General features: G+C 67.7%; 24 protein-coding genes. 12 read left to right on the forward strand and 12 right to left on the reverse strand.

Annotation, left to right across the window (positions count from 1 at the left end; all coding sequences use genetic code 11):
• Positions 1 to 241 precede the first annotated feature (241 nt).
• Positions 242 to 1,390, forward strand: coding sequence for a pentapeptide repeat-containing protein (locus tag NGM07_RS00545; RefSeq protein ID WP_253515097.1), 1,149 nt, complete (start codon positions 242 to 244; stop codon positions 1,388 to 1,390).
• 35 nt (positions 1,391 to 1,425) lie between these two features.
• Here the strand turns inward: NGM07_RS00545 and NGM07_RS00550 are convergent, their stop codons facing one another.
• The 4 genes from NGM07_RS00550 to NGM07_RS00565 all read right to left on the reverse strand — a co-directional run bounded on the left by NGM07_RS00550 (position 1,426) and on the right by NGM07_RS00565 (position 5,272).
• On the reverse strand, positions 1,426 to 1,905 hold the full coding sequence (locus NGM07_RS00550; RefSeq protein ID WP_253515099.1) for an ester cyclase: 480 nt from the start codon (positions 1,903 to 1,905) through the stop codon (positions 1,426 to 1,428).
• Between the two features lie 138 nt (positions 1,906 to 2,043).
• Positions 2,044 to 2,481, reverse strand: a complete 438-nt coding sequence (locus NGM07_RS00555; RefSeq protein WP_253515101.1) for a DUF7313 family protein — start codon at positions 2,479 to 2,481, stop codon at positions 2,044 to 2,046.
• 59 nt (positions 2,482 to 2,540) lie between these two features.
• Complete coding sequence (locus NGM07_RS00560; RefSeq protein WP_253515103.1) at positions 2,541 to 3,308, reverse strand: NAD(+)/NADH kinase; 768 nt, start codon at positions 3,306 to 3,308, stop codon at positions 2,541 to 2,543.
• A 599-nt stretch (positions 3,309 to 3,907) separates the two neighbouring features.
• Positions 3,908 to 5,272, reverse strand: a complete 1,365-nt coding sequence (locus NGM07_RS00565) for a M28 family peptidase (protein WP_253515104.1) — start codon at positions 5,270 to 5,272, stop codon at positions 3,908 to 3,910.
• A gap of 208 nt (positions 5,273 to 5,480) precedes the next feature.
• Here NGM07_RS00565 and pdhA point away from each other — a divergent pair, with 208 nt between their 5' ends.
• Positions 5,481 to 6,551, forward strand: coding sequence for a pyruvate dehydrogenase (acetyl-transferring) E1 component subunit alpha (gene pdhA, locus NGM07_RS00570; RefSeq protein ID WP_253515106.1), 1,071 nt, complete (start codon positions 5,481 to 5,483; stop codon positions 6,549 to 6,551).
• A gap of 77 nt (positions 6,552 to 6,628) precedes the next feature.
• The gene (locus NGM07_RS25275; protein WP_256524463.1) at positions 6,629 to 6,763 is read left to right on the forward strand and encodes a hypothetical protein; all 135 of its coding nucleotides are present in this window, start codon (positions 6,629 to 6,631) and stop codon (positions 6,761 to 6,763) included.
• A gap of 246 nt (positions 6,764 to 7,009) precedes the next feature.
• Here NGM07_RS25275 and NGM07_RS00575 read toward each other — a convergent pair whose 3' ends face one another.
• Positions 7,010 to 7,864, reverse strand: a complete 855-nt coding sequence (locus tag NGM07_RS00575; RefSeq protein WP_253515107.1) for a cytochrome c oxidase subunit 3 — start codon at positions 7,862 to 7,864, stop codon at positions 7,010 to 7,012.
• 181 nt (positions 7,865 to 8,045) lie between these two features.
• On the reverse strand, positions 8,046 to 8,765 hold the full coding sequence (gene coxB, locus NGM07_RS00580; protein WP_253515115.1) for a cytochrome c oxidase subunit II: 720 nt from the start codon (positions 8,763 to 8,765) through the stop codon (positions 8,046 to 8,048).
• A gap of 332 nt (positions 8,766 to 9,097) precedes the next feature.
• Between coxB and cyoE the strand changes: the two genes are divergently transcribed.
• The 6 genes from cyoE (at position 9,098) to NGM07_RS00610 (ending at position 14,276) form a co-directional block, all read left to right on the forward strand.
• Entirely contained in the window at positions 9,098 to 10,507 is a 1,410-nt protein-coding gene (gene cyoE, locus NGM07_RS00585; protein ID WP_253520129.1) for a heme o synthase, read from the forward strand.
• Positions 10,508 to 10,544: 37 nt separating this feature from the next.
• Positions 10,545 to 11,213: a DUF7546 family protein gene (locus NGM07_RS00590; protein ID WP_253515117.1), complete on the forward strand. Its 669-nt coding sequence runs from the start codon at positions 10,545 to 10,547 to the stop codon at positions 11,211 to 11,213.
• A gap of 186 nt (positions 11,214 to 11,399) precedes the next feature.
• Positions 11,400 to 12,029, forward strand: a complete 630-nt coding sequence (locus NGM07_RS00595; RefSeq protein WP_253515119.1) for an SHOCT domain-containing protein — start codon at positions 11,400 to 11,402, stop codon at positions 12,027 to 12,029.
• A 42-nt stretch (positions 12,030 to 12,071) separates the two neighbouring features.
• On the forward strand, positions 12,072 to 13,145 hold the full coding sequence (locus NGM07_RS00600; protein ID WP_253515121.1) for an ABC transporter ATP-binding protein: 1,074 nt from the start codon (positions 12,072 to 12,074) through the stop codon (positions 13,143 to 13,145).
• Positions 13,142 to 13,924, forward strand: coding sequence for an ABC transporter permease (locus NGM07_RS00605; RefSeq protein ID WP_253515123.1), 783 nt, complete (start codon positions 13,142 to 13,144; stop codon positions 13,922 to 13,924). Before NGM07_RS00600 ends, NGM07_RS00605 begins: the two co-directional genes overlap by 4 nt.
• 79 nt (positions 13,925 to 14,003) lie before the next feature.
• On the forward strand, positions 14,004 to 14,276 hold the full coding sequence (locus tag NGM07_RS00610; protein WP_253515125.1) for a DUF7322 domain-containing protein: 273 nt from the start codon (positions 14,004 to 14,006) through the stop codon (positions 14,274 to 14,276).
• A 34-nt stretch (positions 14,277 to 14,310) separates the two neighbouring features.
• Here the strand turns inward: NGM07_RS00610 and NGM07_RS00615 are convergent, their stop codons facing one another.
• Both NGM07_RS00615 and NGM07_RS00620 read right to left on the reverse strand, forming a co-directional pair.
• Positions 14,311 to 14,886, reverse strand: a complete 576-nt coding sequence (locus NGM07_RS00615; protein WP_253515127.1) for a hypothetical protein — start codon at positions 14,884 to 14,886, stop codon at positions 14,311 to 14,313.
• A 68-nt stretch (positions 14,887 to 14,954) separates the two neighbouring features.
• Positions 14,955 to 15,560, reverse strand: a complete 606-nt coding sequence (locus NGM07_RS00620) for a DUF420 domain-containing protein (RefSeq protein WP_253515129.1) — start codon at positions 15,558 to 15,560, stop codon at positions 14,955 to 14,957.
• Positions 15,561 to 15,885: 325 nt separating this feature from the next.
• Between NGM07_RS00620 and NGM07_RS00625 the strand changes: the two genes are divergently transcribed.
• Positions 15,886 to 16,302, forward strand: a complete 417-nt coding sequence (locus NGM07_RS00625) for a cobalamin B12-binding domain-containing protein (protein ID WP_253515130.1) — start codon at positions 15,886 to 15,888, stop codon at positions 16,300 to 16,302.
• Complete coding sequence (gene meaB, locus NGM07_RS00630; protein WP_253515132.1) at positions 16,299 to 17,417, forward strand: methylmalonyl Co-A mutase-associated GTPase MeaB; 1,119 nt, start codon at positions 16,299 to 16,301, stop codon at positions 17,415 to 17,417. The genes NGM07_RS00625 and meaB overlap by 4 nt, the downstream gene beginning before the upstream one ends.
• Before the next feature lie 176 nt (positions 17,418 to 17,593).
• On the opposite strand, the gene NGM07_RS00635 is transcribed toward meaB, so the two are convergent.
• The 4 genes from NGM07_RS00635 to NGM07_RS00650 form a co-directional block, all read right to left on the reverse strand.
• Positions 17,594 to 18,442, reverse strand: coding sequence for an ABC transporter permease (locus NGM07_RS00635; protein WP_253515134.1), 849 nt, complete (start codon positions 18,440 to 18,442; stop codon positions 17,594 to 17,596).
• Positions 18,439 to 19,365 carry an ABC transporter ATP-binding protein gene (locus NGM07_RS00640; RefSeq protein ID WP_253515141.1) on the reverse strand — a complete coding sequence of 309 codons (927 nt, stop codon included), beginning with the start codon at positions 19,363 to 19,365 and terminating at the stop codon, positions 18,439 to 18,441. The genes NGM07_RS00635 and NGM07_RS00640 overlap by 4 nt, the downstream gene beginning before the upstream one ends.
• 88 nt (positions 19,366 to 19,453) lie before the next feature.
• On the reverse strand, positions 19,454 to 21,007 hold the full coding sequence (locus NGM07_RS00645) for an MATE family efflux transporter (RefSeq protein WP_253515143.1): 1,554 nt from the start codon (positions 21,005 to 21,007) through the stop codon (positions 19,454 to 19,456).
• A complete protein-coding gene (locus NGM07_RS00650; protein ID WP_253515145.1) occupies positions 20,994 to 21,611 on the reverse strand; it encodes a TetR/AcrR family transcriptional regulator in 618 nt (205 codons plus the stop codon). The genes NGM07_RS00645 and NGM07_RS00650 overlap by 14 nt, the downstream gene beginning before the upstream one ends.
• 151 nt (positions 21,612 to 21,762) lie before the next feature.
• Between NGM07_RS00650 and NGM07_RS00655 the strand changes: the two genes are divergently transcribed.
• On the forward strand, positions 21,763 to 22,041 hold the full coding sequence (locus NGM07_RS00655) for a hypothetical protein (RefSeq protein ID WP_253515147.1): 279 nt from the start codon (positions 21,763 to 21,765) through the stop codon (positions 22,039 to 22,041).
• Positions 22,042 to 22,106 lie beyond the last annotated feature (65 nt).

Consider the following 22,106-nt stretch of genomic DNA (forward strand, 5'->3'; position numbering starts at 1 on the left):
GTTTCGTCGTCCCGAAGACGCGGTAGCGTTCGTACGTCTCTGTGAAAACGCCGCGCCGCTGGTGTTCTGCCGCGTGTAGCGACGCCGGCTACTCACGGCGCGTAGAAACGTACGAACGCTACCGCCCCGTTCCGTGAAACGAGCGGAACGGTGGTCGAAACCGCTTAAACTCCGGCCGGAAGCTTCTAAACGCCTCGATTCGGGAAGCAGGCTTACAAGTCCGCGTCCCCTGAAGACTGTAATGAGTACGAGTCGATGCGGCTACATCTTTCGTATCGCATCCCCGCTCTCCGACCAGCGCGAGGCGTGTTGCACGCGCGAGGTCCTCGACGGCGCCGACCGTTGTGCGTTCCACCTCGACGGCGACAAGAGCGACGTGATACGGAAACCGCTGACGGTGGGGAAAGACGAGCGGTTGAGCGAGTCGGTGTTTCGCGGAGCGAACCTCGCCGGGGAGGAAGCGTTCGCGGGTCGGACCCTGAACGACTGTGACTTCTCTTCGGCCGACCTCCGACACGTCGACTTCTCCGAGGCCGACCTCACCGACGCGACCTTCTGCGACGCCGACCTCCGGTACGCCGACCTCACGAACGCCCGACTCCAGAACGCCGACTTCACCGGCGCCCAGTTACAGCAGGCCGACCTCGTCGACGCCGACGGTCGCGGCGCGACGTTCGAGGGCGCCAACCTGGAGAACACCTCGTTCACCCGCACCAACCTCCGGAACGCGACCATCGTCGACGCCGAACTGTACGAGGCCGCCTTCTCGGACACCTGGATCAACCAGGGGACCGAACTGGGCGAGACGTGCGTCTACGAGACGAAAGACGAGTCGGAGTCGGCCGACGCCGAGTGGTCGAACCGGTACTCGGCGGCCGCCTGGACCTACCGAGCGCTCGAACAACTCTGCCGGGAGAACGCGCTCCCCCGCAAGACCCGCAAGTACTACATCCGCGAGAAGAACGCCCGCCGGAAGTTCGCCTGGCACACCGGCGACTACCGGCGAGCGTTGAAGGCCGAAGGGTCGCGGTGGGTGATGGAGTACGGCTCGAACCCGTGGCGGGTCGTCGGCGTCTCCGCGGTCGTCATCCTGCTCTCGGCCATGATTTACCCGCTAACGGGCGGCATCCAGGAGTCCGTCGGCGGATCGACCATCACCTACTCGGTCGAGGACCCGACCGAGATCAACAGCTTGAACCTGAGCTACCTCTACACGGTCGTCTTCTTGAAGAGCCTCTACTTCAGCATCGTCACCTTCGCGACGCTGGGGTACGGCGACATCAGCCCCATCGGAGCGGCGGCCCGGGCCGTCGCGACGTTCGAAACCATCATGGGGTCGCTGTTGATCGCGCTGCTGGTGTTCGTCCTCTCGCGGAGCGTCACCTGGTAACCGGTTTCGAGGCGACCCCGCCGCCCGGCCCGTAGCTACTCGCCGATGGTCTCCCACTCGTAGGCCTGCGGGTGGTCAGGAACCGCTCCGAGCTGCTGGAACAGTCCGAGGGTGTCGAAACAGACCCACGCCTCGGCGATGTGCTCGCGCTCGATTCGGTAGACGACGGTCCCCGTGACCTCGACGGACTCGCCCTGGGGTTCGATGTCGATGAGTCGGTCGCCGTCGTGGGTGCCGGTGAGAGTGGTGCGCGCGACGACGCGGTCGTCCTCGGCGATGAGGTCGTCGACGGACTGTTCGATGTCCGGGAACGCACACCGCATCTGGTCGATGTGGTCCTTGAACGCCTCGAGGTCGGCCGAGCGGTCCGAGGTCGGCAGTCCGTACACGACGATGTTCGGACTGCAGGTTTCGTCGAGCGCGTCGAGGTCGCCGTCGCCCCACGCCCGTTCGTACTCGACCCGGACGAGTTGCTTGTACGCCTCGCCGTCGTCGATGGATGGGTTCGGGGTCATGGTCATCCCCGTCAGGGGTCTTTCTGAGGGTTCGCGCTCCAGCAACAAAGTAACCCCTCACGTTCCGTCGAGCAGTCACGTTCCGGAGTCTCCGCCGGGCGCGCGTGAACGCCGGACCGAAAGCAGAAGAGAGGCGCGTCAGACGACCGCGTTCCACCACTGGTCGATGAGGAAGAACAGGCTGAGGTAGCCCGCGTAGAGGAACACCACGACCGAGGCGGCGAGCGCGCCGTTGGGCTTGCTCAGTTCCTCGCCGCTCCGGAGTTCGACCTCCCGGGCCTCGAACTCGAAGAAGTCGGTGACGAACAGTCCGAGCACGAGCGACGAGAGGACGATGCCCGCGTGGTGGTGGAGGGTCAGCAGGTAGAACGACCCGAGGACCAGCAGGACGTTCGACGCTTCGTGGACGACGTTGCGGCTGAGGTGTTCTTCGTGGTCGTCGCTGCGGGCCTGTTTGCGGTAGTCGCGGTACGCCCAGAACCGGGTCCCCATGTTGACCAGCACCAGCGCCAACACCACGTACTCGACGTACGGTTCGAGCACGTCGATGGGTCCGAGCAGTGACAGCGGTTGCATAGTAGATAATCGGGAAGGCGACGTATTATATCCTTTCCATTCACCTGGTTCGCGCGCGGTCAGCGCTCGAAGAAGGGGCGACTCTCGGGTACCCGCGCCACCGCGAGCGCGCCGTCCCGGGCGACTTCGACCGGCACGTGGGGTGCGACCGACCGGACCGTCCGGTCGTCGAGCAGCAGCGACACCTCGCTCTCGTCGCGTTCGACCGACAGCGTCACGGGGCGGTCCGTCGAGACGACCCAGTGGTCCGCGTTCACCGCGAACGGGGCGACGGGGAGGACGCCGACGACGCCCGACCCGGGTTCGAGTATCGGCCCGCCGGCGGTCCGGCCGTAGCCGTGACTGCCGGTCGGCGTCGAGACGACCAGACCGTCGGCGCGGACGCGAGCGACCTGCTCGCCGCGCGACCGGACGGCGTACTCCGAGATACGGGCGGGTTCGGCGGTGACGAGCATCACGTCGGCGAGCGCGCGACCCGCGCGCTCGCCGTCGACCGACGCGGCGAGCACGTCCCGAGTGTCGCGTTCAAAGTCGCCACCGAGCAGTGACTCGACGCCCGCCGCCGCGTCGCCGGCCGCGACCCCGCCGTAGCCCGGCCCGGCGTCCACCGGGAGGACCGGCGCTCCGACGTCGGCGCGGACGAGGTCGAGCAGGGCCGCCTCGCCGACCGCGACGACCGACCCGGGGTCGGCCGCGGTCGCCTCGGCCGCCGAACCGCGAACCAGTTCGGCACCGCCGGCTTCGACCGCCTCGCAGACCCGACCGGCGAGCGGTCCGTCGCCGACGACGCCGACCGCCCTCGGACTCTCCTCGTGGGAACTACCCATCAATCTCTCATTCCTCCCCATCCCTGAAAAGGGTACGGAGTCGACGCTGGGAGTCGGGCTCGATTGCTGATGTGAGTGTGGCCGTATCTTTCGCAGGGGAAGTGGCCGACCGGGCTGCACTGCGACTCGAACGACGACAACGCCGCAAACCGCCCCACTTGCACGATGCAACTGAGAAATCGCACCGCGACAGCCACAGACCCCCCCAGCCGACTCCTTCGCACCCCTGCGGGGCGCTCAGTCGTCCCTTGTGCGAGATTGTCGCACCCACGAGGGGTGCGACTGCGCGCGCCACGTCGGTGTGGAGATAGGCGAGACTGACCAGTGGTGATGGCGCGCGCTGGCGCGGCCCTGTGCCGCGCCATCTTCGTGCGAAGGATGAGCGAACGCAGTGAGCGAATCGGCTGGGGAGGCGTCTGGCTGCGGGTGCGGTGCGGTACTCATTTGTACCGTGTGAGTAGCGGTCACTGTCGCGGCAGCAGTTTACGAGTAGCGGTCGCTGTTGTCGCAGCGGTCCGGCTACCGTCACGGAACAGCAACAACGTATTTACAGTATCGCCTCGCCACCGAAATCTGCACTGAAAAAGCCGACCTCCAAGCTACTCGTCGTAGGGCCAGTCGCCGGTTATCTTCATCCCCTCGGCCTTGTCCTCGGCTTCCAGCGCGTCGGCGATTTCCTCGGGGTCCTTGCGCGCGACGTCGACGTCCTCGCTCGCCAGGCGAACCGTCAACTCGGTCAGCAGAATCGCCTGCTCGCGGAGGTCCCGAACCTCGAGTTTGTCGATGGTGTCGGCGTAGGTGTGGCCCCACCCGCGACCCTCGTCGTCGCTCTCGCTGGAGACGTGGTAGCCCGGGACGCCCCACTGGACGTACGGCCAGTGGTCGCTGTGGGGACCCTGCTCGGGGAGCGTCTTCACCGGGTGGCCGAAGTCGTCGGCGACCGACCGGGCCGCCTCTTCCAGCGCGTCGAAGCCGTGCGTGTAGAACGAGAGGGTGCGGCCCCTGACCACGCCGTCGTTGTTGACGATGGCCTTGATGGCGTCGAGGTCAGTGCGCTCCTCGGTGTCGTAGTTCGACCCGACGAGGCCGACCTCTTCGGCCCCGTAAGCGATGAACCGGACCTTCGTGTCGAGTTCGTCCTCGCGTTCGGCGAGCGCCCGGGCCATCTCGACGACCATGGCGGTGCCGGCGCCGTTGTCCATCGCTCCCTCGGCGATGTCGTGGGCGTCGACGTGACTCGTCACGAAGACCTCCTCGTCGGTGTCCGGACCTAACTCGGCGTGGACGTTCTGGCTCGTCGCGTCGTGGACGTCGGCGTCGACCGCCACCTCGACCGTCTCGCCGTCTCGCGAACGCCGCCCGCTCGACCCGGTCGAGGCGCTGCGCGCCTCGCGCCCGAACCGCCGCGAGAGTCGAGCGCCGACCTCCTTGCTGACGCCGACCGCCGGGACGTCGCCGATGGGTTCGTCGGGGGTGCCGACGCTCCCCGTGGGCGGGAGACAGCCCTCGACGTGGTTCCTGAAGACGAAGGCGGCCGCGCCGCCCTCGACGGCGTAGTAGTACTTCTCGCGCCGGTGGACGAACCGGTCGTAGTGGCCGGGGACGTTCGTCGCGACCATCACGACCTTCCCGTCGACGTCGGCCTCCTCGAAGTCCTCGGGCAGGCCGTAGCCGAGGTCCAGCAGTTCGGCCTCGGCGCTCCCGGACGGACTCCGGGGGAGCGCGATGCAGTCCTGGACGGTGTCGTCCGCGCGAATCTCGCTCGACCCCCGGGTCCAGCCCTGTATCTCGAACTCGTCGAGTCGGGCGTCGCGCGCGCCGACCGATTCGAGCGCGTCGCGCGTCAGTTCCGCGGCCTCGCGCTCGCCCTCGCTTCCGGCCATCCGGTCGCCGACGTCGACGAGCGCTTCGAGGTGGTCCCATCCCGTCTCGCTGGTGAACGTCTCGCCGATCCACCGTGTCATACCTCCGCGTGCACCCGGACGCCGCCTAAGCCTTTCGAATCGAAAGGTCCGACGATCTTTCGATTCGGGCCCGTCGTTCGGGCGTTGCGTTCCGAGTTCGTCGCTCGCTTTTTAAGGAAGGTGACCATGTTTCGCCAATCGCCCGGGTCAACGATACTTTATAATGATGGATGTCCATTAACTGGACAGACAGTCGGTGATCGACGATATGGCAATACAGGCACCCGATATGGCGCGAGTCGTCGCGCCCGATGGCACCGTCGAGGAGGGCGCGGCCCCCGACCTCTCCTCGGAGGCGGTCGAGGAGATGTACCGCTTGCAGGTCCTCTCCCGAACGTTCGACGAGAAGGCGGTGAAACTCCACCGGCAGGGACGCATCGGTACGTACGCGCCCCTGCAGGGCCAGGAGGCCGCGCAGGTCGGCGCGGCGTTCGCCCTCGCGGAGTCGGACTACTGCTTCCCGACCTACCGCGACCACGCGATGTACCTGGCCCGCGGCCTTCCCCTCGAAGAGATACTGGTCTACCTACTCGGCGAGGGTAACTACGTCGACCGACGGGACCCCGAGACGCTCCGGACGTTCCCGCCGACCATCCCCATCGCCACCCAACTCCCCCACGCGGTCGGCCTGAGCATGGCGGCCGACTACAAGGACGACGACGTGGCGGCGCTGGTCAGCTTCGGCGACGGCGCGACTAGCGAGGGCGACTTCCACGAGGGCATGAACTTCGCGGGCGTCTTCGAGACGCCCACCGTCTTCTTCTGCCAGAACAACCAGTGGGCCATCTCGGTGCCGCGCGAGCGCCAGACCGCGAGCGCGACCATCGCCCAGAAGGCTCAGGCCTACGGCTTCGACGGCATCCGCGTCGACGGCAACGACGTGCTCGGCGTCTACCGGGCGGTTTCCGAAGCGTTGGAGAGCGCGAAGGCCGGCGAGGGACCGCGGCTCATCGAGGCGGTCACCTACCGCCAGGGCGCTCACACCACCACCGACGACCCGTCGGTCTACCGCGACGACGACGAGGTCGAAGAGTGGATGAAGAAGGACCCGCTCGAACGAACCCGCGAGTACCTCGAAGCGGTCCACGACTGGGGCGACGACGACGAGCGCGAACTCCGCGAGTGGGCCGAGGAACGGGTGGCCGAGGCCGTTGCCATCGCCGAGGAGCGGACGGGCCTCGACGTCGACGACATCTTCGAGCACGTCTTCGCCGAGACGCCCCGCCACCTTCAGCGCCAGCGCGAGCAGGTCGTCGACGAACCCGAGGTCGAGCGGTAGCCGGATAGTGTCGAATCGCCGTGTTGTTCTTCGCGTACTCCTGATACGCTTATCCGTCGTGGCCGGGAACCACCGCCATGGAGAAACCGCGTGACGCTCCGCCAACCAGAAAGGGTGCGGTCCAACACCTCGAAAACGCCCTCGCCGAAACCAGCGACGACGAAGTGAAGTACCACATCCGCGAGGCCCTCCAGTTACTGGGCATCGAGTAGTACCGTCGGTCACGCCGGCCGTCGTCGCGTCGACCGAGTCACTTCTCACCGTCCGGTCGTCGTCGCGTCGTCCGACCGATTCGACGTCGCCGCCGGACCGCCATCTGCGCGTTCGTCGCCCATGAGTCCCGCCGGCGAGCGTCGCGGCGCGACGCTCGCCGGCGGAAAGCACCGAGGCCTCCCCACGGCAGGTGGCGACGCTCGGGGTTCGAAGCGGTCGGAAAAAGTCGGTTCGGACGAGCCGATTCAGAAGACCTGAATCTCGGCGCCCGCGTACAGCGCGACGACCAGGAAGATCCACACGGCGTCGACGAAGTGCCAGTACATCGAGACGGTTTCGACCGACACGTCGCGCTCGGCGGAGTACTGGCCGTAGAGCGCGCGGACGAACACGATGCCGATGAGCACCGCGCCCATCGAGACGTGCAGTCCGTGGAGGCCGGTCAGGCCGTAGAACGCCGAGGAGTAGATGCCCGAGGTGAGCGTGAAGCCCTCGTGTTGGATGAACTCGTAGTACTCCAGAACCTGCCCGCCGATGAAGACGATGCCGAGCAGGAGCGTCGCGCCCAGGCCGACGATGAAGTTCTTGCGGTTACCCTTCTTGAGTTCGACGTGGCCCCAGTGGAGCGTGATGGAAGACAGCACCAGCAGCGCGGTGTTGATGAGCACCAGCGACCCGAGCAGGTGCGGCAGGTCCGAGGGCGACCACGTCCCCACGCGGATGAAGGCGTAGTAGACGAACCCGGCGCTGAACGTCGCTATCTCGGAGCCGAGGAACAGTATCATCCCCCACCGAAGCGCCAGCGCGCCGTGACCCTCGGCGGTCCAGTAGGACTTGACGAAGGCGTGGTAGACCCAGCCGTACAGGCCGACGAGGAAGATGCCGACGGAGGCCACGAACACCGCGGGACCGGCCACCGGGCCGACGACGGGCTGTTGGCCCCGCGCCAGCAGGAACAGCGCGGCGCCGATGTAGACGCCCGCGCCCCCGAGCGCGGTGATGAAGGGCCACCAGCTCGCCTCGCCGAACCCCCGGGGCCAGTCCTCGACGGCCGGGAGGTGGTGGCCGTGCTCTTCTCCTGAGTCGTCCGTCACTGTCATACGTCGTGATTTGCGACCCAGTCACTAAAAATGCACCTGAACGCCTTCGGGAGCGGAACCGACCGACCGGCCGGAGATTCCCGCGGTCGACCGGCCGAAAACTCCCGTCGCAGACCGCCGACGGTGCGCACCCGCGGCTATCCGAAATCGGCGAGAGGAAGAAGAGAGAGCGTCGCGGTCGTCAGCTCGAACTGTTGGAGCCGCCCTTCTGCTCCTGGAGCCACTGCTGGTACTCCTGCTGGGAGACGACCCGGACCTCTCCGAGCATCTTCGAGTGGCCCACGCCGCAGTACTCCGCGCAGTAGAGCTGGTAGGTGCCGGTGTTCGTGATCTTCGTCTTGATGGTTTCGTGCTGGCCGGGGAGCGCGTCCTGTTTCAGCCCGAGTTCCGGAACGTGGAACGCGTGGAGCCAGTCGGTCGAGGTGACGCTCAGATAGACGTTCTTGCCCTTCGGCAGGACGAGCGTGCCGGTCGTCGAGACGTTCTCGCCCCGGTAGTTGAAGGTCCAGAGGTACTTCTGACCGACGACCTCGACCTCCACGGCCTCCTCGCTGGGCTGGTACTCGCCCGTGGCGTTCGAGACGTACGTGCTGGCCATCACGCCGTAGGAAGCGTAGCCGACGACGAGCAGCACCAGCGCCGTGGCGATGGTCCAGGAGATCTCCAGCCGGCGGTTCTCCTTGGTGGGCTGGGGGTCGTCGTTCTTGCGGTACTTCCAGACGGTGTAGATGAGGATACCCTCGACCAACACCGTGATGGGGACCGCCATGTAGAGGAGCTGGGTGTTCAGCGAACGGATGAGGGCCTCCGTCGTCGAGTCGTAGGCCGCCACCGGGTCGGCGATGAGCGCGAGAAACGCCACGCCCAGCAGCGAGACTACGGCTGTCCGCTTGTGCTTCATAGCTGTTTGTGGCTTAGGGTGATTTCCATAAATACCTACTGACTTCCCGTGCCCGGGCGGCTCTCGACGGTCCGGGGAAGTCGGACCGGTCGGTCGTTTCGACGCTCGGTTCGCCGGCGCGAGCGGTCGGACATCGGGCGTCGTGAGCGATCGGACGCCGGCCGTCGCGAACGGCCGAGTTTCCGGCGCGACGCTGGCTGGACGCTCCGGCGCCGCGAGCCGGAGAACTGCCCCGGCCGAGCGCGAGTCGGTTGGACTAAATACGGCGAGGCGAAAGTATCGACAAGGCGATTCGCGTGACTGCACACGTCTCCTCCCGGCGGTTCGCGTCCATGCTGGCGGCGACCGCCATCGGCGTCTACCTGCTCGTCGTCGTCGGCGCCACGACGGCCCTCACCGAGGCCGCCGCGGCGTGTCCGACCTGGCCCGCGTGTAACGGCCGGTGGGTCGTGCCCCTCGACGAGCCGAAACTCGCCATCGCGTGGGGCCATCGCGTCGTGGCGCTCGGTGTCGGCCTCCTGTTGGCCGCGACGTTCGCGGTCGGCTGGCGCGACGCAGACCGCCGGGTCAAGGCCGCGCTCGCCGTCGCGCTCGCGCTCTACCCCGGTCAAATCCTGCTCGGCGCGTTCGCGGCGACCACCGTCGGCGCGGCGCTGGTTTCGGGCGTCCACCTCGTCGTCGGCATGGCTATCTTCTCGGGCGTCGTCCTCGCGCTCGCGTGGACGCTCGAACCGGAGACGTTCGACGAACCCGACGGCGTCGCCGACCCCGAGGCGGTTCCGGACGTCGGCGACGCCGCGGCGTCGCCGACGTCCGACGCGCCCGGCGACGCTACGTCGGCCGCCACCTCGAACCCGACCGACGGTCCGCTCGCCGCCGCGAAGCAGACGGCGAGCGGCTACTTCCGACTGATGAAACCCCGGCTAATGTGGCTCCTGTGTCTGGTCGCCTCGGCGGGGATGGCGCTGGCGGCGGGACCGGACCACCTGCGCGTCGAGACGGTGGTCGCCACCCTCACGGGCGGCGTCCTCTCCATCGGCGCGTCCGGGACGTTTAACCACGTCCTCGAACGCGACGTCGACCGCAAGATGGCCCGGACATCCGACCGGCCGACCGCGACCGACCGGATTCCGGTCCGCAACGCCATCGCGTTCGGCGTCGCGCTCGCGGCGCTCTCGCTCGCGGCGTTCCTCACCGTGAACCTGCTGGCGGCCGCGCTCGGCATGTTCGCCATCTTGTTCTACAGTGTGGTCTACACCCTCCTGCTCAAGCCCAACACCGTCCAGAACACCGTCATCGGCGGCTTCGCGGGGGCGCTGCCCGCGCTCATCGGCTGGGCCGCGGTGACCGGCGAGGTCGGCCTGCCGGCGGTCGTGCTGGCGGGGGTCATCTTCCTGTGGACGCCCGCGCACTTCTACAACCTCGCGCTGGCGTACAAGGACGACTACGCCCGCGGGGGCTTCCCGATGATGCCGGTCGTCCGCGGGGAGGCCGTCACGCGCAAGCACATCCTGCTGTGGCTGGCGGCGACCCTGCTGGCGGCGGGCCTGCTCTCGACGGTGACGACCCTCGGGTGGCTCTACGCCGTCACCAGCGTGACCTTCGGCGGGGTGTTCCTCTGGGCGGTCGTCAGACTCCACCAGGAGCGGACCGACCGGGCGGCCTTCCGGTCGTTCCACGCCTCGAACGCCTACCTGGGGACGCTGTTGCTCGCTGTCGTCGTCGACGCGCTCGTTCTCTGACCGCGCGGACCGACACGCCGCACGCGACCACCCAACCATGACCCGGACACTCGACTTCGAACGGTTCCGGCCGGACCGCGACACGCTCCTGTGGGCCGGACTGCTGGTCAACACCGAACTGATACTCACCTTCGCGTACCTGCTGTTGAGCGACGCGCAGGTGACCGAACCGCGCTACCTCGTCTACCCGTTCGTCTGGCTGAACGCCAGCGTCTGGGCGTTCGTCCACGCCGACCCCGTCGCGCGTTCGACCCGGGACCGGTACGTCGGCGCGGCGGTCGCCGTCGGCTACTTCCTGCTACTCGCCCGCGTCGGCGGCGTCGTCGCGCCGGGCGTCGGCGAACACGCGCTCGGGTGGCGAATCGCCTGGCTCCCGCCGGGATGGGGTCCCGCCGTCCTCTACAGCGGCGCGACGGTCAACCTCGCGCTGATGCCCTACAAGGTGGTCGGCTACCTCGCGCTCGCCTACCTCGTCTACGCCACGGTGCTCGACGCCGCCGGGTCGGCCGTCTCGGGCCTGCTCGGCCTGCTGTCGTGCGTCAGTTGCACCTGGCCCGTCGTGGCGACGGTGGCGACCGGACTCACCGGGAGCGGGGCCGCGGTCGCCACCGCGGCGACGAACTTCTCCTACGCCATCGGGACCGTCGTGTTCGTGGTGACCGTCGGCCTGCTCTCGTGGCGGCCCACTCTCGGCGGTCGAACGTAGTCTTCCTTCGGCCGCGCGGGACCGAGCCCTCGCTGACGTGACGGTCGCGCGGTGTTCTCGAATCGATTTCGAGCAGGCAGTGCCTTCTAATCGATTCGCCTGGATACCGCCCGTCACTCTATTATTTAATGTGATAATTTGAGATAGGTATAAATCTGTCCGCGTCAGACATTCGTCCGACGCCGCATGCCACCAACCGGCGAAGACGTTCGAGCGGCGGCCGCGATGCTCGCCGAGCGCGCCGACCACCGGTCGGTGACGACAGAGCGACTGGCGGGGTCGGCCGACGCGGTCACCGGCCTCCGGTCGCCGGTCGTCTCGCACCTCCGCGACGGCGAGCAACCGAAGTTCTGCTTCGAGAGCGCCCCCGAGGGCGTCGGCATCGGCGACGAGGAGTCCACCGTCGTCCCCGACCGCGGCGGCGTGTTCGTGTTCACCGACCTCCGCGTCTACCTCCTACTGGGCGTCGGCGACGCCGACAAGGCGCTGAGCCTCCCCTACGAGTCGCTCACCGCCCCCGCCGAGGCTCATCCGGGGATGGATCGCCACCGCATCCACCTCCGGACCGAGGAGACGAGCTACCACCTCTGGGTGCCCGCGTCCTTCGACGGCGACGACGCGGCGCAGGCCGCCGAGTACGCCACCTACCAGCACAAGCGCGCGACCCCCGACACCGGCGGCGGGCAGACCCCTTCTGAGGAACCCCAGACCGTCGAGGAGCGACTCCGCCGACTCGGCGACGCCCACTCGCGGGGACTCATCTCGACCGAGGAGTTCGAGCGCCGGAAACAGGAGTTGAAGGAGTACGGCGAGTAGCGAACCGAACCCCTTACCACCGAACCGCCACAACGCTCGGACATGACCGACGTACTCGTCGCCGAGGGACTCCGCAAGACGTACGGCGACGCGACGGCGCTGGACGGCGTATCGCTGTCGGTCGCCGAGGGCGAGGTGTTCGCGCTCATCGGCCCTAACGGCGCGGGCAAGACGACGCTCGTCCGGGCGCTGACCGGGACGACGACGCCCGACTCGGGGTCAGTGTCGGTGTTCGGCGAGGCCCCCGGGGCCGTCGAGCGCTCTCGGCTGGGACTGCTCCCCCAGTCGTTCGACCCACCCGAACGCCTGACCGCCCGCGAGCTAATCGGCTACTACGCGGGCCTGTACGACGAGGCCCGCGACCCCGAGGCGGTGCTCTCGGAGGTCGGACTGGCCGACGCCGGGACGACGTGGTACGAGAACCTCTCGGGCGGCCAGCGGCGCCGGACCTGCGTCGGCACCGCGCTGGTCAACGACCCCGACCTCCTCTTCCTGGACGAACCGACGACCGGCATCGACCCCGCGGGTCGGCGGGCGCTCTGGGACCTCGTCGAGGACCTGGCCGACCGCGGCACGACGGTGTTCCTGACGACCCACTACATGGAGGAGGCCGAACGCCTCGCCGACCGGGTCGGACTCCTCGCCGACGGGCAGGTCGTCGAGGTCGGGTCCCCCGGCGCCCTCGTCGCCGAGTACGGTGGACGCCCCCGACTGGTCGTGGACGTCGAGGCGGTCGAGGACGACGAAGCGAGGGCCGCCGGTCAGCAGGACCGCGCCTCGGCGCCCGCCGCGGCGGGCGCCGACGCGCTCGCGGACGCCGGGTTCTCCGCCGAGGAAACCGACGAGGGACTGGTCGTCGCGGACGTCTCGCCCGAGGACATCGGCGGGGTGGTCGCGGCGCTGAACGAGGCCGGCGTGGCCTACGAGGCGCTGACGTGGAAACAACCTGACCTGGAGGACGTGTTCCTCCGACTCGCCGGCCGTGCGGTCGCCGACGCGTCGGCGACCGCGCCGGCCGGCGCAGGAGGTCTCGCCAGCGCGGACGCCGGCGCCGGAAAGGGCGGAGACGGCGACGGAGACGACGGCGAAACCGCCCTCGCGGGAGGCGACCAATGACGGCGGTCGGCCGGGTGCGCTCGGAGGCGTTCGCGGCGTGGCACTCGTTCGTCCGGCGCCGGACTGCGGTGTTCTTCACGTTCTTCTTCCCGGTCATCCTTATCCTCATCTTCGCGGTACTGGTTCAGACGAATCCTGGCGGCGGCGGCCTGTTCGCCCAGCCGCCGGGCTACTACCTGCCGGGCTACCTCGCGGTCGTGGTGCTGTTCACGCCGCTGTCGCGGGTCGGTTCGACGGTGGCGCGCCACCGCGAGGGCAACCGCTTCGAGAAGTTGGCGACCACGCCGCTGTCCCGCGCCGAGTGGCTGCTGGCCCACACGCTGGTCAACGTCGCCATCATCGGCATCGCGGGACTCATCATCCTCGGCCTGATGGCGCTGGTGACGGGGACGGCCAACCTCGCGCTCGGCCCCGTGACCCTGGCGCTCGTGGCCGTCTTCGTGGCACTGGCGGTCGCGCTGTTCTGCGGGCTGGGCGCGGTGCTGGGCGGACTGGCCGACTCCCAGGACGGCGTCATCGCCGCGAGCAACGCCATCGCGCTCCCGTTGCTCTTCCTCTCGAACACCTTCGTCACGCCCGACATGCTCCCGGCGTGGTTCCGACCCGCCGTGAACCTCTCGCCGCTGACCTACTTCGCGCGCGGCGTTCGGGAACTGACGTACGTCGACCCGTCGATGGTGGTCGAACCGTTCACCGTCGAAGGAAACCTCGCCGTTCTCGCGGTCCTCACCGTCGTCTTCTTCGCGGCCGGAGCCTACGCGATTCCGCGGACCGACTGAGCGCAGTCGGCCCCCGGTTCGGCCGCACTGCGCCGGCGCGGCCGAACCGACTATCGACTCGCCGCCCGTGGTCCGTCCCGTGCGCTTCGACCCGTTCGACGAGGACGACGACGAGGCGGCCGACCGCGACCTCCGGCGGTCGATAGGAAAGATATCGCCCGTCACGCTCCGGGAGTTCGTCCTCCTCGCAGTGCTCATCCAGGTCGGCCTGTTCGCCGCCAGCCTCGGCCTCATGCTCGCGGCGTTCCGCGGCCAGGACGTGTTCGGCGGCGCGCTGGTCGGCATCGGCGCGCTCGCGCTGGCGCTCGCCGCCGCGGTGTACCTGCGCCGGCGCGCTCGCCGACGGGAGTGAGCGTCCCCTCGACTCGTCGCGACGGGACGCCCCGTCAGTCGTTCTTCTCGGCGATTCGCGTCCGGACCGAGGCGTACCGGCCTCCGTCGTCGCTCCCGTCCCGTTCGCTCCCGCCGTCGCCCTCCGGGTGGTTCTCGACTCGGACGCCCTTCAGGCGGAGCATCTCGACGGCCGCGTCGGCGTCGGCGTCGGTCCGGGCGTCGAGTTCGAGGCGCTCCGAACCGTCCTCGCCGTGCGCGACCCGGAGGGTCCTGTCGGTCCGAGTCGCGGACTCGACGGCGGCGAGGGCGACGTCTTCGGACCCCGTCGCCTTCCTGGCGACGGCGATAGCGACCACGACGAGAGCCGCAAGGGGAAACAACTGTACGACGGTCACGGACCCGACCCCGGACTCGACAAGGGTCGGAATCGCGGGCGCCAGACGCGAGAACGTCGCTATCGTCGTGAGAATCGAGAGGAAGAAGAAGGCCTTGTGCATCCGGTCGGCCCGGACCCACTTCTCGCGGTACGTCCCGCGGGCGAACCCGACGGGCGACCGCACGACGCGCAGGCGGCCGTCGGCGACCTCGGCGCGACCGCGCGTAGTTCGGAACGACCACGAATCGCTCATCGTCCGTTCGTCGCGGTCGGCCGTCTTAGTTCGCTCGGCTTACACGAACGGACCGGATACGGGGAGTGCTATACGAACGGGACGAACACGGGAACGTACTTCTCGGCGCCGTAGACGTGGTTGAGTAGCACGTAGGTGACGATGCCCAGCGCGAGGCTCAGGCTCCAGGCGCCCGCGGCCCACCGGCCGACCCGCGCGTGGGCGGTGTTCCGGAGTTCCGTCGGGGTGTGGGTCAGTCCGAGGACGACGGCGTAGACGACCACGGGGACCGCGATTACCGAGAGCGCGATGTGGACCGCCAGCATCGCGAGGTAGGCGTAGTAGACGAGTCCGGACGCCGCGATGTGCTTCTCGCCGCCGCCGCCGACCTTGGTGAGGTAGAGCGCCAGGAAGACGACGATGAGCGAGAACGCCGTCAGCATCGCGGCGCGGTGCTTTCGCACCTCGCCGCGGCGTATCCAGTACCACCCGGCGAGAAGCGCCGAGAGCGCGACGGTGTTGACGACCGCGATGGCGTGGCTCAGCAGGTCGACGGTCGAACGTTCGAGTTCGGGATAGATGGGCAACAGCCCCGCGAACGTCCCGAGGACCAGGACGTACCCGAACACCGACAGCACCGCGGCCGCGGCCCGCGGGTTGTCCTTGACGCGCCGCTTCGCAGTCGAAGTGGCCATACGTTGGCGTTTGGACTATCGACTCAAGTGTGTTGCTGTCCGGGGTAGCGAGCGCTCCGTCTCGGAATCCGGTGGATACGGTGGAGTGCGAACTGCGTGAAGGTGAGGGAGGACGAGTCGAGCGAACGACTTCCGACGCCCGTGAGTCGCGTCACCGAGTACACTCTGACGGTTCGTCACACCGAGCGTGAGTCTCGCGTCGACCCGGACGAAACCGGTTCGACCGCATCGACCCCCGGTTCCCCAACCAGGCTTGCGAAAAACCAGACGAACTTTCAGTAACGTTTCCGTTAAAGTGAAATCCGAACGCGGGGAAGTTGGTGGTATGAGCGCAGACCAGGAGCAGCAGTCGATTCGCTGTCTCGTCGCCAAGGTCGGACTCGACGGCCACGACCGGGGCGCACACGTCATCGCGCGGGCGTTCCGCGACGCCGGCTTCGAGGTCATCTACTCGGGCCTGCACAACGCCCCCGACGAGATCGTGCAGGCGGCGGTCCAGGAGGACGTGAACGTGCTGGGCATCTCCATCCTCTCGGGCGCCCACAACACGCTCGTCCCGAAGGTCATCGAGGGCCTCAAGGAGTACGGCGCGTTCGAGGACACCCTCGTCCTCGTCGGCGGGGTCATCCCCGACGACGACAAGGCCGAACTCAAGGAACTCGGCGTCGCCGAGGTGTTCGGTCCCGGCACGCCGATGGAAGAGACCATCGAGTTCGTCCGCGAGAACGCGCCCCAGCGATGAGCGACGACGCGAACGGGGCCGGCGCGGGGAGTGGCGACGCGGGCCGCGACGCAGACGCCGAAACGCGCGCCGAGAACGACCGGCTGGTCGACGAACTGCTCGACGGGAAGCACCGCGCGCTCGCCCGGGTCATCACCAAGATCGAGAACCGCGCGCCGGGCTACCGCGACCTCGTCTCTCGGCTCCACGACCACACCGGCCACGCAGAAGTGGTGGGCATCACCGGCAGTCCCGGCGCGGGCAAGTCGACGCTCGTGGACAAGATGGCCGAGGCCTACCGCGACCGCGGCGAAACCGTTGGCGTCATCGCGGTCGACCCCTCCTCGCCGTTCACTGGCGGCGCGGTGCTGGGCGACCGCATCCGGATGGCGAGCAACGTCGGCGACATGGACGTGTTCTTCCGGTCGATGAGCGCCCGGGGTCGGCTCGGCGGCCTCTCGACCGCGACCACCGACGCGGCGAAGGCCCTCGACGCGTTCGGCAAGGACCGCATCGTCATCGAGACGGTCGGCGCGGGCCAGAACGAGATAGACGTGGTGAAGACCGCCGACACCGTCGCGGTGCTGGTGCCGCCGGGCAGCGGCGACAACGTCCAGATGCTCAAGGCCGGCATCCTCGAAATCGGTGACGTGTTCGTGGTGAACAAGGCCGACCTCGACGGCGCCGACCGCACCGTCCAGGAGCTAGAGGAGATGATCCACATGCAGAACGACCGCACCGCCGGCCTCTCGACGGGCCACCACGGGGCGGGGTCGACGGACTCGCACGGCGGGGACGCGGGCGGTGACGCCGACGAAGAAACCGAAAGCTGGCAACCGCAGGTCGTCGAAACGGTCGCCAAGACCGGCGAGGGTGTCGAGGACTTCCTCGACGCGCTGGCCGACCACCGGCGCTACCTGGAGGAGTCGGGCCTGTTCGAGGTCAAGGCCCGGACGCGGTACGCCGAGGAGATTCGCAACCTGCTCCGGGACGACGTGAGCGGACTACTGGAGGAGGAGATAGAACGCCAGGGCGGCATCGAGGAACTGGCCGAGCGCGTCTACGAGAAGGAAACCGACCCCTACTCGGTCGCGGACGATATCATCGGGCCGTTGGAAGACTGTCTGGACGAGTAGCTACCCGGCGGACTCGGTATCCTTTCGGTCGAGACTCCGCGGTGGAGACGAGGAGCGCTCCTCGTGAACCGTGGCGTCTCGAAGTGGTGGACCAATACGATTCGACCGAGACCCCACCGCAACTGCGACCGCTACGTACACTCCACGGCTGTTCACTACTCCTGGGACGCTGGCGGTCAGGTGAGGTCTGTCCGTTCGAACTGCCAATAGCCCACGGCGAGCGGCACCACGACCCAGACGACCAACACCGCGATACCGAACAACTGCACCCGTACGTCGCCGAGGTATCCGATGGACGGGTCGGCGAGGCTGGCGACGAACGTGCGACTCTCGACGAAGTTCTCCATCGGGTTCAGCCGCTGAGCATAGAGGTACCACGTCGGCCACGTACTCGGTTCCAGTTGGTCGATACCCGCGGTCGAGGCGCTCCCCGTCGCCACCAGAGCCACCAGCGGTAACCCGATGTTCTTCCAGAGGGGGAAGGGACCGAAGAACATGAACAGTCCGAGTACAGTTGCGATAGCCTGCAGTCGGGAGGAAACGGCCGCAGAGACGCCGACCGTCACGGCAGTCCACACCGCACCGTAAGCTACGATGTAGGCCGCCATGACGACGAACAGCCCTATCGGGAGGGTTCCGTAAGCCGCGACCACGACGACGCCGAGTGCCAAAGTTCCGATCAGGAGTACGACCGCGACGAGGGCTATCCGTCCGAGCAGTTTGCCGACGACGACGTCACGGCGGGTGACAGGGTGGCCGAACAGCACCCGAAGGCTCCCGGATTCGCGTTCGCCGACGACCGCCCTGTAGGCTGCGATCATCACCAGCGGCGCGACGAAGTTCTGGAAGGTCAACGGGAAGAACGTGACGGCGTTAGCTGCGTCGTCGAGGATGGGGCCGTCCGTCATACCGAAGAAGTTCGGAACGGTCACGACGAGCAGTACCAGCGTGAGGCCCCACAACAGTTTCGAGCGAGCCGCGTCCGCGAACTCCTTCTTCGCGATGATCAGCGGCGTCGACGTCATCGGTTGGCCTCCGAGGCGGGTGCTTCGTTCGTGTACTCGACGAACAGGTCCGTCAGGTCCGTCTCCTCGATGTCGATGTCGGTTACGGACGCGCCCGCCCGCTCGATGCGCGAGATGACGTCGGCCTTCACCGCAGGGTCTGAACAATCGATGCGCAACGTCGTTCCGTCGACCGTCACGTCGCCGACGCCGTCTACCGCTCGGAGTCCGGACGTATCCGGAACGTCGTCGACGACGACGACGAGCGTGGACACTGACCCAGCGGCGTCGCGGAGTCCGGCGACGGTGTCGACGGCCACGAGTTCGCCTCCGTTCATGATGGCCACCCGGTCGCAGACTGCCTCGACCTGGTCCATGAGGTGGCTGGAGAAGAACACGGTCGCGCCGCGGTCGGCCTCCTCACGGACGATTCGCTGCATTTCCTGGATACCCGCGGGATCGAGACCGCTCGATGGCTCGTCGAGGATGAGCAACTCGGGCTGGTCTACGAGTGCCATTCCCAGCGCGAGTCGCTGGCGCATACCCTTCGAGAAGCCACCGACGGTTCGGTCGGCGGCTTCGTCGAGTCCGACCCGGTCCAGAATCCCGTCCGGGTCGTCTGGGCTGTCTTCCAAATCGATCGCAAACCCGACGTGCTCGCGGGCGGTGAGGCGGTCGTAGAGACCGTACCCCTCTGGGAGGATGCCGATACGCTGGCGAACAGCGCGCAGTTCGCGCCGGGGGTCGCGTCCGAGGACGGTGATCTCGCCCGACGTCGGTCGGACGAAATCGAGTAGCATGTTTATCGTAGTCGACTTGCCTGCGCCGTTCGGCCCGAGGAAGCCGAACACTTCGCCTTCCTCGACCGTGAGATCGAGATCATCGACGGCGGTGACGTCGTCGCCGAAGCGTTTCGTCAGGTCGTGCGTCTCGATGGAGGGCATCGTATCTCTGACCTGTCTCCATATGGTCAAGAAATTATCTATACACACCCGAACGCCGAAAACCGGTCGTCCGGTCGTCCACTCGTCGCTAGTCGTCGCTCGGAACGCCGCCCGGCGCCGCGGGTTCGACCACGCCCTCGTGCCACGTCCCGCGGAGGAACCAGACGGCGGCCGCGAGCGCGGTCAACACGTTCGAGAGGGCGATGCCGAGCCACGCGCCCTGCGCGCCCAGGCCGCCCCACGAGAGCAGCGCGTAGGCGGGCGGCGCGCGGAAGACGAACAGCGAGAGGATGGCGAACACCATCGCGGTTCGCGTGCTCCCGCTGCCGCGGAAGCCGCCGTTGAGAACCTGGTAGACCCCGAGGAAGACGAACGTCGGCCCGATGACGGCGAGGTAGTCGGCGCCGAGGTCGACGACGGCCGCCGCGTTCTTGCCCGTGATGAACACGCCGACGATGGGGTCGGCGAACGCGTACGCGAGCGCGCTCACGACCACGAGGACCGCCCCGAGCATCCCGGCGGCCATGAACACCCCGCGGCGCGCGCGGTCGGGTTTGCCCGCGCCGAGGTTCTGGCCCACCACGGTCTCGATGCTCTGGGAGAGGCCCAGCGCGGGCATCAACACCAGCGTCAGCAGGCGGTTGCCGATACCGTAGGCGGCGACCGCGTCGGCCCCCGCGAGCGCGACGATGGCGGTCATCACCGAGACGCCCAGCGCGCGGGTGCTCTGTTCGACGCTGGTCGGCGCGCCGATGCGCACGATGCGCCGGACCGTCTCCGCGCGGAGCCACAGGTCGTCGAGCGAGAGGTGGATGCCCACCCGGCCGGAGAACAACAGCGCCACGCCGACGAGCGCGCCGACGCCCCGCGAGAGGACGGTGGCGATGGCCGCGCCCTGGACGCCGAACCCGGCGAACCCGGTCATCCCGTACAGCGTCCGCTGGAGGCCTTCGAGGCCGAGGTAGCCGAACAGGACGTTGTCCCGGAACCCGAGGATGAGTACGGGGTCGAGCACCACGTTGAGCACGACGCCGAACAGCATCAGGTACATCGGGGTCTTGGTGTCGCCCCACCCGCGCAGCAGCGCCTGGAAGATGAAGAACCCGAACATGAAGAAGACGCCCAGGAAGATTGTCCTGGTGTACGTCACCGAGAGCGCGTAGACGTGGGTGCCCGGAGTCGCCCCGATGACGTCGAGCATCGTCGGCGTGAGGACGTAGCCCAGCGCCGAGAAGGCCACCGAAACCAGCGTGACGAACGCGATGGTCTGGCCGGCGATGTGGTCGACCTCCTCGTCGCGGCCCGCACCCTTGCTCTGGGCGACCAGGACGGTGCCGGCGATCGTGAACCCGCCGCCGATGCTGATCATCAGGAAGACCAGCGGCCAGGAGAACGACAGCGCGCTGACCGCGTCCTGGCCGAGTCGTCCGACCCAGAAGGTATCGGCGAGGTTGTAGGCGGTCTGCATCATCTGGGAGAGCACCAGCGGCAGCGACAGCACGACCAGGGGTTTCAGCAGGTCGCCATCGGTCAGGTCGACCGCCCGGCCCGGTCCGCTCCCCGCGTCGGAATCGGTTTCGGCGTCGGCGCCGAGGCCCGTCTCGCTGTCGGCGTTCGGGTCGTCGGCCTCACTCACCGTCATCACCGGCCAAGAGCGTCGCTTCGACGTACCTGTCGAGTTCCTCGCGGACTTGCTCGGAGGGGTCCGTCTCGGCGGTGACGCTCTGGGTCATCGCGCCGCTGACGACCGTCATCAGGTAGGCGGCCACGCGGGACGGGTCGACCGGGCGGAAGACGCCCTCCTCGATGCCGGTTTCGACGACGTCCTCCAGTCGCCCCCGGAAGAACTCGTCGTGGCGGGCGAACTGCTCGCGGTAGCGCTCGTCGTTGGCGGCCTGGGCGCGGAGTTCGACCATCGCCTGCCTGAACTCCCGGCGCTCTTCGGGGAGGTCCGCGTCGACGATGCCGTCGAGGATGGCCTCCAGGTGGTCGCGCGGTCGACTCTCGCCGATTTCGGGCACCGACGCCGCGAACTCCTCGAGCATGAACTCCAGGAAGTCCAGCAGGAGTTCGTCCTTGCTGTCGTAGTGGTGGTAGAGCAGCGACTTGCTCTTCTCGAAATCGTCGCCGATGCGCTGGATGGTCAGGCCCGCGTACCCGTGCTCGCAGAGCGCGAGGTAGGTGGCCTTCATTATGGCCTCGCGGGTGTCGGCGGGGTCGTTCAGAAACGAATCGTCGTCGTTCATTGTTGACTGAATATTCATTCAGCCGGGATAAGGGTTCCGTCCTCGGCGGGTCGGGAACCTTCGAGCGCCGACGGGAAACGCCGGACGCGCACGGACGGGTTCGCCGGAATCGTTAATTACGAGTCGCGCCGTAGAACCGGCGAATCCGAACATGGTCGCCGTCTCGGCTCTGCTCACGTTGGGCCTCCTCGCGATGCTTCCCTTCGGCCTCTACAACTTCTGGGTTCGCCACTCCGACAGGCCGCGAGTCTGGAAGTTGTACAAGACCTTCGCCGTGCTGGCGAGCGCGTCCTGTCTGGTCACGTTCGGTGATACGGTGAGAGTTCGACTCCCATATTTGCTAGAACTTGGCGTCCTGGGTGTCGGTCTGGCGTCGCTCGCACTGTGGATGTGGTTCGGCGCGGAAGCGAACCGAAATCGGGTGAACTAGATCGATCTGCCAGCGTTTCGTGTTTCGGACGTAGACCCCTTCGGCGAGCGGTGCCGACGACGAGC

The sequence above is a fragment of the Halorussus vallis genome, assembly GCF_024138165.1.
Lineage (GTDB): Archaea > Halobacteriota > Halobacteria > Halobacteriales > Haladaptataceae > Halorussus > Halorussus vallis.

Coding starts and splice junctions, on each gene's coding strand:
- NGM07_RS00545 (WP_253515097.1), top strand. CDS start 242: ATGAGTACGAGTCGATGCGGCTACATCTTTCGTATCGCATCCCCGCTC.
- NGM07_RS00550 (WP_253515099.1), bottom strand. CDS start 1,905: ATGACCCCGAACCCATCCATCGACGACGGCGAGGCGTACAAGCAACTC.
- NGM07_RS00555 (WP_253515101.1), bottom strand. CDS start 2,481: ATGCAACCGCTGTCACTGCTCGGACCCATCGACGTGCTCGAACCGTAC.
- NGM07_RS00560 (WP_253515103.1), bottom strand. CDS start 3,308: ATGGGTAGTTCCCACGAGGAGAGTCCGAGGGCGGTCGGCGTCGTCGGC.
- NGM07_RS00565 (WP_253515104.1), bottom strand. CDS start 5,272: ATGACACGGTGGATCGGCGAGACGTTCACCAGCGAGACGGGATGGGAC.
- pdhA (WP_253515106.1), top strand. CDS start 5,481: ATGGCAATACAGGCACCCGATATGGCGCGAGTCGTCGCGCCCGATGGC.
- NGM07_RS25275 (WP_256524463.1), top strand. CDS start 6,629: ATGGAGAAACCGCGTGACGCTCCGCCAACCAGAAAGGGTGCGGTCCAA.
- NGM07_RS00575 (WP_253515107.1), bottom strand. CDS start 7,864: ATGACAGTGACGGACGACTCAGGAGAAGAGCACGGCCACCACCTCCCG.
- coxB (WP_253515115.1), bottom strand. CDS start 8,765: ATGAAGCACAAGCGGACAGCCGTAGTCTCGCTGCTGGGCGTGGCGTTT.
- cyoE (WP_253520129.1), top strand. CDS start 9,098: ATGCTGGCGGCGACCGCCATCGGCGTCTACCTGCTCGTCGTCGTCGGC.
- NGM07_RS00590 (WP_253515117.1), top strand. CDS start 10,545: ATGACCCGGACACTCGACTTCGAACGGTTCCGGCCGGACCGCGACACG.
- NGM07_RS00595 (WP_253515119.1), top strand. CDS start 11,400: ATGCCACCAACCGGCGAAGACGTTCGAGCGGCGGCCGCGATGCTCGCC.
- NGM07_RS00600 (WP_253515121.1), top strand. CDS start 12,072: ATGACCGACGTACTCGTCGCCGAGGGACTCCGCAAGACGTACGGCGAC.
- NGM07_RS00605 (WP_253515123.1), top strand. CDS start 13,142: ATGACGGCGGTCGGCCGGGTGCGCTCGGAGGCGTTCGCGGCGTGGCAC.
- NGM07_RS00615 (WP_253515127.1), bottom strand. CDS start 14,886: ATGAGCGATTCGTGGTCGTTCCGAACTACGCGCGGTCGCGCCGAGGTC.
- NGM07_RS00620 (WP_253515129.1), bottom strand. CDS start 15,560: ATGGCCACTTCGACTGCGAAGCGGCGCGTCAAGGACAACCCGCGGGCC.
- NGM07_RS00625 (WP_253515130.1), top strand. CDS start 15,886: ATGAGCGCAGACCAGGAGCAGCAGTCGATTCGCTGTCTCGTCGCCAAG.
- meaB (WP_253515132.1), top strand. CDS start 16,299: ATGAGCGACGACGCGAACGGGGCCGGCGCGGGGAGTGGCGACGCGGGC.
- NGM07_RS00635 (WP_253515134.1), bottom strand. CDS start 18,442: ATGACGTCGACGCCGCTGATCATCGCGAAGAAGGAGTTCGCGGACGCG.
- NGM07_RS00640 (WP_253515141.1), bottom strand. CDS start 19,365: ATGCCCTCCATCGAGACGCACGACCTGACGAAACGCTTCGGCGACGAC.
- NGM07_RS00645 (WP_253515143.1), bottom strand. CDS start 21,007: ATGACGGTGAGTGAGGCCGACGACCCGAACGCCGACAGCGAGACGGGC.
- NGM07_RS00650 (WP_253515145.1), bottom strand. CDS start 21,611: ATGAACGACGACGATTCGTTTCTGAACGACCCCGCCGACACCCGCGAG.
- NGM07_RS00655 (WP_253515147.1), top strand. CDS start 21,763: ATGGTCGCCGTCTCGGCTCTGCTCACGTTGGGCCTCCTCGCGATGCTT.